General features: G+C 68.5%; 11 protein-coding genes and 1 tRNA gene. 3 read left to right on the top strand and 9 right to left on the bottom strand.

Annotation, left to right across the window (positions count from 1 at the left end; translation table 11 throughout):
- Window positions 1-507 (bottom strand): c-type cytochrome (locus VFL64_RS17135; RefSeq protein WP_489541588.1); only part of this gene is annotated, 507 nt, incomplete at its 3' end.
- A 171-nt stretch (window positions 508-678) separates the two neighbouring features.
- On the opposite strand from VFL64_RS17135, the gene cobA reads away from it, so the two are divergent.
- Window positions 679-1,590: a uroporphyrinogen-III C-methyltransferase gene (cobA, locus tag VFL64_RS17130; RefSeq protein WP_489541590.1), complete on the top strand. Its 912-nt coding sequence runs from the start codon at window positions 679-681 to the stop codon at window positions 1,588-1,590.
- Here the strand turns inward: cobA and VFL64_RS17125 are convergent.
- Window positions 1,476-2,645, bottom strand: coding sequence for an NAD(P)/FAD-dependent oxidoreductase (locus VFL64_RS17125; protein WP_489541587.1), 1,170 nt, complete (start codon window positions 2,643-2,645; stop codon window positions 1,476-1,478). The genes cobA and VFL64_RS17125 overlap by 115 nt on opposite strands.
- Between VFL64_RS17125 and VFL64_RS17120 the strand changes: the two genes are divergently transcribed.
- Window positions 2,644-2,952: a hypothetical protein gene (locus tag VFL64_RS17120; RefSeq protein ID WP_489541586.1), complete on the top strand. Its 309-nt coding sequence runs from the start codon at window positions 2,644-2,646 to the stop codon at window positions 2,950-2,952. The two genes, VFL64_RS17125 and VFL64_RS17120, sit on opposite strands and share 2 nt — an antisense overlap.
- Before the next feature lie 173 nt (window positions 2,953-3,125).
- Here VFL64_RS17120 and VFL64_RS17115 read toward each other — a convergent pair whose 3' ends face one another.
- The 6 genes from VFL64_RS17115 to VFL64_RS17090 all read right to left on the bottom strand — a co-directional run bounded on the left by VFL64_RS17115 (window position 3,126) and on the right by VFL64_RS17090 (window position 10,183).
- Complete coding sequence (locus VFL64_RS17115) at window positions 3,126-5,939, bottom strand: hypothetical protein (protein ID WP_489541585.1); 2,814 nt, start codon at window positions 5,937-5,939, stop codon at window positions 3,126-3,128.
- A 279-nt stretch (window positions 5,940-6,218) separates the two neighbouring features.
- Entirely contained in the window at window positions 6,219-7,289 is a 1,071-nt protein-coding gene (locus tag VFL64_RS17110) for a thioesterase domain-containing protein (protein ID WP_489541584.1), read from the bottom strand.
- Window positions 7,290-7,557: 268 nt separating this feature from the next.
- Window positions 7,558-7,632 (bottom strand) — tRNA-Val (locus VFL64_RS17105).
- Window positions 7,633-7,654: 22 nt separating this feature from the next.
- Window positions 7,655-8,374: a DNA polymerase III subunit epsilon gene (dnaQ, locus tag VFL64_RS17100; protein WP_489541583.1), complete on the bottom strand. Its 720-nt coding sequence runs from the start codon at window positions 8,372-8,374 to the stop codon at window positions 7,655-7,657.
- Window positions 8,371-9,183: a prolipoprotein diacylglyceryl transferase gene (gene lgt, locus VFL64_RS17095; protein ID WP_489541582.1), complete on the bottom strand. Its 813-nt coding sequence runs from the start codon at window positions 9,181-9,183 to the stop codon at window positions 8,371-8,373. Before lgt ends, dnaQ begins: the two co-directional genes overlap by 4 nt.
- 61 nt (window positions 9,184-9,244) lie before the next feature.
- A complete protein-coding gene (locus tag VFL64_RS17090) occupies window positions 9,245-10,183 on the bottom strand; it encodes a LysR family transcriptional regulator (protein ID WP_489541581.1) in 939 nt (312 codons plus the stop codon).
- A 96-nt stretch (window positions 10,184-10,279) separates the two neighbouring features.
- Here VFL64_RS17090 and ilvD point away from each other — a divergent pair, with 96 nt between their 5' ends.
- A complete protein-coding gene (ilvD, locus tag VFL64_RS17085) occupies window positions 10,280-11,962 on the top strand; it encodes a dihydroxy-acid dehydratase (protein ID WP_489541580.1) in 1,683 nt (560 codons plus the stop codon).
- A 59-nt stretch (window positions 11,963-12,021) separates the two neighbouring features.
- On the opposite strand, the gene VFL64_RS17080 is transcribed toward ilvD, so the two are convergent.
- Window positions 12,022-12,168, bottom strand: coding sequence for a TIGR04438 family Trp-rich protein (locus tag VFL64_RS17080; RefSeq protein ID WP_489541589.1), 147 nt, complete (start codon window positions 12,166-12,168; stop codon window positions 12,022-12,024).
- Between the last annotated feature and the right edge of the window lie 10 nt (window positions 12,169-12,178).

Here is a 12,178-nt window from a genome sequence, read left to right as displayed (position 1 = left end):
CTTCGTCGGGCGCTGCTCGGGCGGGACGATGACCTTCCACGTCTGCTTCATCTGCGCCATGCCGAACTCGGGCGGCACGGGCGGGTCTTGTTGCACGTAGCGGGCCATGATGTCGACGGTCTTCTCGTCCATCTCGCCGCTGGTCTGCCAGTTGGGCATGCCGGCGGGTGAGCCGTAGGCGATGAAGACCTTGAGGTAGTCGGTGCCCTTGGGCTGGGTGATGTCGGGCGTCAGCGGCTTGCCGGTTGCGCCCTTGCGCAGCACGCCATGGCAGCCAGCGCAGCGCTCGAAATAGGTCTTGCGGCCGATGTCGAACTCGGCTTGCGTCATCGGCGGAGCCTTGGGGTTGGTGCTCTGGTACATCGGCTCGGCGGCCAGCGGCGAGGCCCCGGCCTGGTACTTGAGCTCGGGCTCGGTGACGCCCTTCTTCTCCTGGGCACCGGCGCCCAGGGCCAGCGCCATCAGCACGGCGGCCGTGGCGAGGCGGGAGATCTTCTGTGCACGCATGCTATGCACTCCTTCCTACGGTTGATGGGGTTCGGGTTTGTGCCGTCGCCATGGTTGCGGCAGCGCTCCTCGCTGTCCTTGAACCAGTTCAAGGACGGCGCGGTCACCTCCTTTTCACAATGGACTCGTCCCGATGCGAGCCCGGAGGTGGCCATGAGCAAGTTCGAGCCGATGGAGCGATTGATCGGCGCCTGTGCGTCGATCTCAGCTTCGGCACCCGCCCGTGTGACGCTCGTCGGCGCTGGCCCCGGCGACCCCGATCTGCTGACCGTGAAGGCCGCCCGCGCACTGGCGCAGGCCGAGGTGGTGCTCTACGACCACCTGGTGTCCGACGAAGTGCTGGCCCTGCTGCCGGCCGAGGCCCATTGCATCTACGTGGGCAAGCAGAGCGCACGCCATGCGCTGCCGCAGGAAGAGATCATCGAACTGATGCTGGACCTGGCGCGCAGCGGCCGGGCGGTGCTGCGGCTCAAGGGCGGCGACCCCTACATCTTTGGCCGCGGTGGCGAAGAGGCGCTGGCGCTGGCACAGGCGGGCATTCCGTTCGAGGTGATCCCCGGCATCAGCGCGGCGCAGGGTGCGGCGGCCAGTGCCGGCATTCCGCTCACGCACCGCGACCATGCGGCCAGCGTGCTGTGCGTCACCGGCCACCTGCGCGCCGACACGCCGGACGAGCTGGGCCTGGACTGGCCGGCGCTCGCGCGCGACAAGCAGACGCTGGTGGTCTACATGGGCGTGGCAGCCTTGCCGGTGATCAGCGCGCAGCTGATCGCGCACGGGCTTGCCGCCGACACCCCGGCCGCGGTGATCGAACGCGCCACCCTGCCCGGCCAGCGCACCCTGGTCGGCACGCTGCTGTCATTGCCCGCCGTTGCGAAGCAGGCGGGTGTGCGCACGCCGGCGCTGATCGTCATCGGCACGGTGGTGAGCCTGCAGGCGCAGCTGGCTTGCGCTTCGCCAGGCAACCGTCAGCCCAGACGCGCCATCACCTCGTCGGCCAATGCGAGGCTGGAGGTCAGCCCGGGCGACTCGATGCCGAACAGGTTCACCAGCCCGGCGATGCCGTGCTCGCCCGGCCCTTGAATGCAGAAGTCGGGCGCGGGCTCGTTCCGCGCGTGGATCTTGGGCCGGATCCCGCTGTAGGCCGGCTGCAGTGAGCCGTCGGGCAGGCCCGGCCAGTAGCGCCGCACGTCGGCGTAGAAGCCGGCGGCGCGCGCCGGGTCGACCACGTAGTCGAGCGGCTCGGCCACGTCGTCGGGCAGCCATTCCACATCGGGCCCGAAGCGCGCCTGACCGCCCAGGTCGAGCGTGAGGTGCACGCCGAGCCAGGCGTCTTGCGGCAAGGGGTAGACGAGGCGCGAGAACGGCGCGCGGCCGGCCAAGGCGTAGTAGTTGCCCTTGCTGAAGTGGGCGCGGGGCTGCCGCGCAGCATCCAAGCCCCGTGTGGCCGCTGCCAGCCGCGGCGCCCACAGGCCGGCCGCGTTGACGACGATGCGTGCGGACAGCTCCATCGGCTCGTCACCCCCCACCTGCAGCACGTGCCGCTGCGGCCCGGTGACGATGCCTTGCACCGGCGAGGACAAGGCCACGTCGCCCCCGGCGCGCTGCAGGTCACCTTGCAGTGCCAGCATCAGGCCGTGGCTGTCGATGATGCCGGTGGAGGGCGAGAGGATGGCCCCGGTGCACGCGAGTTGCGGCTCCAGCGCCAGCGCCTGCGCGGCACTGAGCCGCTGCAGGTCGTGCACGCCATTGGCGGCGGCCTTCTTCACCAGCGCGTCGAGGCCGGCGAGCTGGCTGTCGTCCGTCGCGACCACCAGCTTGCCGCAGCGCCGGTGCGGCACGCCGTGCGATTCACAGAAGTCGTAGAGCATCTTGCGACCCTGCACGCACAGCCGCGCCTTGAGCGAGCCAGCCGGGTAGTACAGACCGGCGTGGATGACCTCGCTGTTGCGCGAGCTGACGCCGGTGCCGATGGCGGTCTCGCGCTCCAGCACCAGCGTCTCCAGGCCGCGCCGCGCCAGCGCCCGCCCGGTGGCCAGACCCACCACGCCGGCACCCACCACCACCGCATCGACTTGCTCCATCGTGATTTGCTCCGCTTGAATGCACCTATTCTGAGCTCGGGGGATTGGCGGCATGGCTACCATGTGGCCCATGCTCGAAACCGTCTTCGCCGTGCTCACCCTGGTCATCTGCATCGCGCTGATGGTCCGGCTGCTGGTGGGCCCGCGCCGCCGTCAGGGCCTCGACGCCTGGGCACGCCGCACCGGGCTGGGCATCAAGTACACCGCGCTGCGCGTCTACCACTGGCGCTCATCGCGCCAGACGGCCAAGCGCGTGGCCGAAGACGCCATCCGCCGCGCCCGCGACGACAAGGGCAGCTGGGAAGGCAACGTCTACAAGCCCAAATCGTTCAAGCGGCCGCCGCGCGACAAGATGCATTGAGGGGACCGGGCCCCCACGTCACTTCGTTCCTGCCCCCCAGGGGGGCGCCAGCCGCCTTGGGGCGGCCCGGTGGCGGCTGGAGGTGACGTCGGCCCCCACGTCACTTCGTTCCTGCCCCCCAAGGGGGCGACCAGCCGCCTTGGGGCGGCCCGGCGGCGGCTGGGTCTCCGATGTCAGAACGCGCGACCCAGGCTCACGTAGCCGCGGTTGCCGCTGGGCTCGTCGAGCCCACGCGAGAGGCCCAGGCGCAGCTGCAGGCCGGTCGCATACAGGAACTTGAGCTCGCTCAGCACCTCCAGGCCGATGCCGCGCTGGTAATGCAGCGGGCCGTGGCCTTCGTCCCACGCGCCGCCGATGTCGAAGAAGGCCGCCGCCGAGATACGGTTCAAGCCGATCGCCGGCACCATGTAGTGCTGGTCCACATCGGCGATGGGCGTGCGCCACTCGAAGCTGGCGGCACGCGCGTTGGCACCGCGCAGGTTGGGCTCGTCGCCGCGGTAGCCGCGCAGCATGATGTCGCGGTTGTTGAGCACGATGCCCAGCTGCAGTTGCGGGTCGATCGCGCCCCCCAGCTGGAAGCGCTCGGTGAAGCCGTTGGCATAGGCCTCGGTGTAGCGCAGGCCCAGCACGGTGGGGCCGAGCGGCACGTAGCCGCGCCAGTCGAGCCGCAGCACGTAGCCGTCGTAGTCGTTGCGGCCTTCGCGGGCGAAGGGCTTGTAGGTCTCGTACAGCAGCGTGGCGTGCTGGCCGCGGTTGTAGCCCTCGGACCACCAGTTGCTGCCGCTGCTGTTGTAGGTGAGCACGCCAGCCAGCATGCGCTCGTTGCGCGGTGGTGCGCCGTTCACGAGCTCGGGGTGCACGCGGTCGACGTCGTTGAGCGCCGCGCCAAAGCCCACCGCGGCGACGCGGTCGATGCGGATCCACGGGAACACGCTCAGCCACTGGAAACTGGTGTCGCGGTCGTAGCTGGTCACCTCGTCGTTCTGGTCGCCAGCCTTCCAGGCCCGCGCCGTGAGGTCGCGCCGGAAGGTGAAAAGGTGCTCGTTCTCGTAGAGGTACTGCAGCGCGAGCAGCGGCTCGCCCTGCGTCAGCTCGACCTGGGCCGTGGCGGCGTAGGTGTGCCAGCCCATGGCGTCGGAGCCGAAGGTGGTGGCGCCAGCCGCGGCCAAGCCGTTGCCGCCGCTGGCCACCGGGAACCACGAGCGCGGCGCCAGCGAGCGCCAGGCGCTGTAGGGCTGTGGCTCGCTCAGCTGGCCCTGCGGCACCGGCTGCGCGGCGGGCGGCGACGCGGCCGCGGTGCGGGTGATCGGCAAGCGCACGAGCGGCTCCGTGGCGGCCATGCGCCGCAGCTCGTAGCCGCCGGCCACCACCACCGACAGAGCCAGCGAACCGTCGATCTGCGTGCCGCTTTGCGACACCACGCGCGTGTGCGTGTGGCTCAGCTGCACCCACTGATCGCCTTCCAGGCGCCAGACGTTGTCGACACCTTTGCGCGTGGCGATGAACTCCAGCCCGGCCGGGCCATGGGTGAGGCCGTAGATGGGGGCGTCGTGCGTGAAGAGCAGGCGCGGCGCGGCATCGGGCTTGGACAGGTCGAAGGCCAGCACGCGCCAGTCGCCGCCGTTCTTGCCGACCACGCTCAGCTGCTTGCCGTCGGGCGAGGCCGCGATGTCGATCAGGTTCACGTCGATGGAAGGCTCCCACAGCACGCGCTGCTGCCGGCCTTCGGTGTCCAGCAGCAGCAGGCGGGTGCGGCCCTGGTCCTGCTGGATCGCGACGATGCCGTCGCCGGCCTGCACCGCGTGGCGCAAGCGCTCGCAATAGGTGAGCTGCTTGAGCCCGCCATCGGGCCGCATGCGGTAGAGGTCGTAGACCAGGAAGCGGGTGCGGCACACGTCGGGCTGGGTGATCATCACCTGCCCATTCGGGGCGACGTCGATGCGCGCGTCGGGGTGCACGTCGGTCAGCGTGGTCTGGCTGCCATCGGCCGCGAAGCGCACGAGCTTGGCGTGGTTGAGGCCGTTGTCGATCACAGCCAGTGTGGCGCCGCTCGGCAGGCCCGCCACCGAGCCGACGCCGAACAGCGGGCCGGCCAGTCGCTCGCCGGCCACTTCGGGCTCTCGCGTCAGCGAGTGCGAGCGCTGGGCCACCTGCTGCTGGAGGTCGGCCAGGAACTCGTCCCACAGCACGTCCATGGTCTTGCCGGTGGCGTGGGTCGGGTTGGTGTGCAGGCGCGGCCACAGCGGCGGGTTGCCGCTGTAGCCGTCGATGGTCTTGTAGATCGCCTCGGGGCCGTACTGGCGCGCGAGGTATTCGTAGAAGTAGGCGCCGTACAGGTAGGCCTTGGAGACCGGCAAGGCGCGGCCGTCGGCATTCATTTCGCGCAGCGAGAGAAAGCCGGTCTTGGCCTCGGCGCGCAGCCAGGCCTCGAAGACCGGGCCGTGCAGGCGGCCGCGGCCGGTGGCGGGGTCGCTCTCGTTGTAGACGGCCAGGCCTTCGATGGTCCAGCCCGGCGCGTAGAGATTGGGGAAGAACAGCGGGATGCGCCCGAAGATGGTCTGCAGCACGCCGGGCGCGCCGCGCACCTTGTCGAGGTGCACGGTGTGCGTGAACTCGTGGGTGAGCAGCATCTCCAGCCAGTCGCTGTTGTCGAGCAGCTCGCCATCGTCGGGCGGTGCGAGGAACACACCGATCACGTTGTACGGAAGGGGCGTGGAGAAGCCGTTGGGCGAGTCGAACTGGTTGATCAGCAGGATCTCGGTGCGCCCGCGCGGCTCCCAGCCCAGCGACTGGGTGACGCGCGGGTAAGCGCGCTCGGCGGCCTGCGCCACGCGCTCGGCCTGCCAGCGCCACGCCGAGCGGTAGTTGACGCGGAAGTGCGCGCTGTCGGCGCTCTGCCAGTCGGGAGCGGATTCGATGATCTGGGCGGAAGCGGAGCCTGCAATCCAACAACAAACGAGAAAGACGACGTTCCGAATCAACGGCATAGAAAAGGCTCCGGGAGGCTCAGCTCCACCCACAAAGGGCGCAAGGGTACAGGACGGCACCAGCGCCACCTGCAACAAAAAGAAGCACCACCCCAGGTGCGGGGTGCTTTCGTGCCAAGGAAGCTCTGAATAAGTCCCCGCGGATCGGCGCGCCTTGGTTTCGGATGGGCCGCAAGGCGCAAAGCGCAGCGATACCCGCAGGTATCGCGAGCATTTGCAACGCGGCGGATCGCTGAAAGCAAGGATGCGCCGGCCGTGAGGGACTTGTTCAGAGCTTCCCTAAGCGCCTTGCAGATGGCTGGCCAGCACCTGGGCCAGCACCTTGGCGTTGGCGCCGACGATCATCTCGTCGTGGTTGCCGGGGGTGATGCTCAGCTCCAGCCCGCCACGCACCACGCGCTGCCAGAACGGCAGCGGGTCACCATCGCGCAAGACGGCGGAGCGCACGAACACGATCTTCCCGTCGTAAGGCTGGGGGCGGTAATTGCGAAGGGCGAGCAACATGGCCCCACGCACGCGCCGAAGCGCCGGCGGGAAGTTCGCTTCCCGCACCACGTCGCCCACCAGCTCGGGCCGCTGGGGCATCTGGCCCACACAAGCCCGCGCACGGTCGAGCAGCACGTACGCCTTCATGCGCACGTAGGGCCACCGGCTGCCCGGGGGCAGGGACTGCAATGTCTGCACCGTCCGCAGCGTGCGCCCAATGCGATGGTGCAACCACTGACGAAGCGGCAGGTAGCGGCCATGCACGTGGGTGTCGATGAGGCACAGCAGGTCGACCTGCTCGCCCATGCATCGCAGCTGCTGTGCCACTTCGTAGGCGATCAGCCCGCCGAACGAGAAGCCGCCCAGCGAGTACGGCCCGACAGGCTGCACACGGCGCATCTGCAGGATGTACTCGCGGGCCATGTCGGCAACGCGCAGATGAGGCTCCTGCCCTTCCCCGAGGCCGCGCGCCTGCAGGCCGAGCACGGGGCGCGGCGTCTGCAGCGCACGCAGCACCGCCCACAGTTCCAGGAAGTTGCCGGCCAGGCTGTGCATGACGAAGAACGGTCGTCCAGTTCCGGGCCGCAGTTGCACCAGCGGCACCGGCGAATCCCAAGCCGCCGCGTCGATCACGCCGGCCAACTGGCGGATGGTGGGAGCTTGCAGCAGCGTGGCCAGCGACAGCTCCTGGTTCGTCGCGCGCTGGATCTCGGCCAGCATGCGGGCGGCCAACAGCGAGTTGCCGCCCAGATCGAAGAAGTCGTCGTCCAGGCCAATGGGAGCTCGACCGAAGGCAGCCTCCCACAGGGCCCGGAGGTAGACCTCATGGTCACGCCGCGAACGCCAGCCCGGGGCTGGAGGCAAGGGAGGAAGCAGCGACCGCGAAGCATCGACCGCACCTGCCGACGCGAACGCAGGGGGGGGTTCGAGCGAAGAGACGGAGTTCATTGCCAGCTCGGGCCTGCGAGGTTTCCAACGACTCGCAGAGGATGGCGCCGCCCCCTGCCGCACACCAGCAGCGCGGCTCCCATTGCAACGTAGGCCGCGGCCTACAGGGGTTTCACGGAGGGTGCCGCCAGGACCGAAGGAGCCAAAGAAAAAGCGCCCGGTGGGCGCTTTTCTCTCGTCTGCTTGGTGGGCGGTGCAGGGTTCGAACCTGCGACCCCTGCCGTGTGAAGGCAGTGCTCTACCGCTGAGCTAACCGCCCGAAATCTTCGGGAAGCCGCAGATTATGCCACAAGGCTTTCGGCCTCCAGGCTGCGCCAGGCCGTCTTGCCACCGGAGGCCTTGTCCAGCTCGGCCAGCACCGCTTCGTGAGCCGCGGCCTCGGTTTCGTTGGCAGCGATCACCGGCAGATCGAACTGGCTGAAGTCGATGGCGGCGATGACCACGTCGCCACCGGCCGATTCGCCGGCGTCGATCACCAGGGAATCCTGGCCGCGCGTCATGTTGATGTAGACCTCGGCGAGCAGGCCCGCGTCGAGCAAGGCGCCGTGCAAGGTGCGGTTGGAGTTGTCGACCTCCAGGCGCTTGCACAGCGCGTCGAGCGAGTTCGACTTGCCGGGGAACATCTCGCGCGCCATCACCAGCGTGTCGGTGATCTGGCTCACGTAACTCGCGAACTTGCCGCGGCCCAGGCGCTTGAGCTCTTCGTTGAAGAAGCCCACGTCGAAGCTCGCGTTGTGGGCGATGACCTCGGCGCCGGCGAGGTAGTCCATCAGCTCGTCGGCAACTGCCGCAAACAGCGGCTTGTCGGCCAGGAACTCGTCCGTCAACCCGTGGATCTTGACCGCGTCTTCGTGGTTGGGCCGCTCGGGGTTGAGGTAGAAGTGCTTGTTGTTGCCGGTGAGCCGGCGGTTCACCATCTCCACGCAACCGATCTCGATGATGCGGTCGCCCGACTCGGGGCTGAGGCCGGTGGTTTCGGTGTCAAAGAAGATCTGTCTCATGCTGCGGCCCCCTTGGCTTGCCGGCCGGCGGCCCACAACCAGATGGCGGCACCGGCCACGATCATCGGGATGCACAGCCACTGGCCCATGCTCAGGCCCAGCGCGAGGTGCTCCAGGCCCTTGTCGGGCTGGCGGAAGTACTCCACCACGAAGCGGCAGATGCCGTAACCGAACACGAAGGCGGCGCCGACCTGGCCAGGCGCGCGCTCCTTGCGGGCGTAGATCCAGAGCAGCACGAAAAGCAGCAGGCCTTCGAGACCGAACTGGTAGAGCTGCGACGGATGGCGCGGCTCCGGCCCGCCCGACTGCGGGAACACCATCGCCCAGGGCAGGCTGGGGTCGGCGAGGCGGCCGTACAGCTCACCGTTGATGAAGTTGCCGATGCGCCCGGACGCCAGGCCCGTGGGAACGCAAGGCGCGATCAGATCGAAGGCTTGCAGCACCGAGCGCTTGCGCGAACGCGCAAACAAGGCCACGGCCGCCACCACGCCCAGCAAGCCGCCATGGAAGGACATGCCTCCCTTCCAGACGGCGAACACCTCCAGCGGGTTCTTGAGGTAGTGCTCGAAGTTGTAGAACAGCACGAAGCCGAGCCGCCCGCCGATCACCACGCCCAGCACGCCGTAGAACAGCATGTCTTCGACATCGCGCCGGTTCCAGCCATCGGCCGCGAACCAGGGCTTCTTGACGCGGATGGAGGCCAGCCACAGGAAGAGGCCGAAGGCGACCAGGTAGGTCAGCCCGTACCAGTGGATGGCCACGGGCCCGATCTGCAGGGCGATGGGGTTGAACTGGGGATGAACGAGCATGGAGAGGCTGAAGCGGCGGAAAGCAGCGCGAACGATACCGCACGCGCCCCACCCAGGGCTTTCAGCCCGCGTCGGCCACCGAGCGTTTCACGTAGTCGACGAAGCGCGCCACCACCGGCCCGGCGTCGGCTGGCCACACCAGACTGGTCTCCGCGCGTGGCGCCGCGGCCACCAGCGCCGTGGGCAGGCGCCGGTAGACGACGCCGGGGCGCTGCAGCGTCGTCACCGACTCGGGCACCCAGGCCAGCCCCAGCCCGGCTGACACCAGATTGACGATGGTCTGCATCTGGATCGCCTCTTGCGCGATGACCAGCGAGGCGCTGTGCCGGTGGTAGAAGGCCAGCACCGCGTCGTACAGCGAAGGCGCGATGCCGCGCGGGAAGATGATCAGCGGCTGCGCAAGGATCTGCGCCAGCGTCAACCGCCGCGCGCTGTTGAGCGGCGAAGCCTCGGGCACCGCAAGCACCATCGGCTCGATGCTCACCGACAGGCGTGACAAAGGCTGAGCCGTGCCTTCCGGTGCCATGTTGGGGGCGTGCAGCACAAAGCCGGCGTCGGCCTCGCCTTGCTCGAAGGCGCGCAGTTGCACGTCGGTCGTGGCCTCGCGCAGCACCACCTCCACACCCGGCTCCGCCTCGCGGAAGCCGCGCAGCCAACCCGGCAACGGGCCGAAACCCACGGTCGACACGAAGCCCAGCCGCAGCCGCCCCACCGCACCATGCCCCGCCGACTGGGCGATGCCCGGCAGCGAGGCCGCCTGCAGCAGCAGCTGGCGCACCGGCTCGATCAACGCCTGCCCGGCCGGCGTGAGCGCCACCTGGCGACGCGTGCGCTCGAACAGCGGCACGCCGAGGCGGGCTTCGAGTTGCTGGATGGCGAGCGTGAGCGGCGGCTGGGTGATGTGCAGCTTCTGTGCCGCCCGGCCGAAGTGCAGCGTCTCGGCCAGCACCAGGAACTGCCGCCATACGCGGAGCTCGATCTGCAAGGTCGCGTCATTCATACGCCCAACATATTAATACCAACGGGTGGATATATTGGACGCGGCACTACGCCGACGGGATACTTCCCCTCCCCGCCATCCAGCCAGGACACCGCCATGAGCAGCATCAACCGCCGTTCCAAGAACATCACCGAGGGCGTGGCCCGCGCGCCCAACCGTTCGATGTACTACGCCCTGGGCTACCAGGAAGGCGACTTCAAGAAGCCCATGATCGGCGTGGCCAACGGGCACTCGACCATCACGCCCTGCAACTCGGGCCTGCAGCGCCTGGCCGATGCCGCTGTGATCGGCCTGAAGGACGCCGGCGCCAACCCGCAGATCTTCGGCACGCCCACCATCAGCGACGGCATGGCCATGGGGACCGAGGGCATGAAGTACAGCCTGGTGTCGCGCGAGGTCATCGCCGACTGCGTGGAGACCTGCGTCGGCGGCCAGTGGATGGACGGCGTGATGGTCATCGGCGGCTGCGACAAGAACATGCCCGGCGGCATGATGGGCATGCTGCGCGCCAACGTGCCCTCGCTCTACATCTATGGCGGCACCATCCTGCCCGGCAAGTACAAGGGCCAGGACCTCAACATCGTCAGCGTCTTCGAAGCCGTCGGCCAGTTCAGCGCCGGCAAGATGAGCGAAGAAGACTTCTGCCAGATCGAGCGCCGCGCCATCCCCGGCAGCGGCTCCTGCGGCGGCATGTACACCGCCAACACCATGAGCTCGTCCTTCGAGGCGCTGGGCCTGTCACTGCCGTATGCGTCGACCATGGCCAACGTGGAAGAGGAGATCGTGGCGATGGTGAGCCGCGCCTCCAAGGTGCTGGTCGAGGCGGTGAAGAACGACCTCAAGCCGCGCGACATCGTCACCAAGAAGGCGATCGAGAACGCGGTCGCCGTGATCATGGCCACTGGCGGCTCGACCAATGCCGTGCTGCACTTCCTCGCCATCGCGCACGCGGCCGGCGTGGACTGGAGCATCGACGACTTCGAGCGCGTGCGCCGCCGCACCCCGGTGCTGTGCGACCTGAAGCCAAGCGGCCAGTACCTCGCCATCGACCTGCACCACGCGGGTGGCATCCCGGCCGTGATGAAGGAGCTGCTCAAGGCCGGCCTGCTGCATGGTGATTGCATCACCATCACCGGCAAGACGGTCGCCGAGAACCTGGCCGACGTGCCGGCACTCTCGTCCGAGCAGAAGGTGATCCGCCCGGTATCCAACCCGATCTACGCGGAAGGCCACCTCGCCATCCTCAAGGGCAACCTGAGCCCCGAAGGCTGCGTGGCCAAGATCACCGGCCTCAAGAACCCGGCCATCACCGGCCCGGCGCGCGTGTTCGACGACGAGCAATCGGCACTCGCCGCCATCATGGCGAACCAGATCAAGGCCGGCGACGTGATGGTGCTGCGCTATCTCGGCCCCAAGGGCGGCCCCGGCATGCCGGAGATGCTGGCCCCGACCGGTGCGCTGATCGGCCAGGGCCTCGGCGAATCGGTGGGCCTCATCACCGACGGCCGCTTCTCCGGCGGCACCTGGGGCATGGTGGTCGGCCACGTTGCGCCCGAGGCCTACGAGGGCGGCAACATCGCCCTGGTGCACGAAGGCGACTCCATCACCATCGACGCCAAGACACTGAAGCTCGAACTCAACGTGCCCGAGGCCGAGCTTGCCAAGCGCCGCGCGGCCTGGAAGCGCCCTGCTCCGCGCTACACGCGCGGCGTGCTGGCGAAGTTTGCCAAGAACGCCTCCAGCGCCAGCTCGGGTGCGGTGCTCGACAAGTTCGAGTGATCTCTGCCAAGGCTAATAAAAAAGCGGCCCGCGGGCCGCTTTTGCTTTGTGCAACGGGTTCAGCGCTTGCGCTTGTGCCGGCGCCCCTTGGCGTCCATGCCTAGGTTCTCTAGGTTCTCTGCGCGCCTCTTGGCAACACGTGCGTCCATCTTGTCCATCTCGCGCCGCTTGGTGTAGCCGGTGGAATCAGCCCACAACCACCACACCACGGCAGCG

The organism is Rhizobacter sp. (genome assembly GCF_035702065.1).
Classification (GTDB): domain Bacteria; phylum Pseudomonadota; class Gammaproteobacteria; order Burkholderiales; family Burkholderiaceae_C; genus Rhizobacter.
The sequence above is the reverse complement of the archived record's forward strand: the minus strand, read 5'-3'. Positions and strand labels throughout refer to the sequence as shown.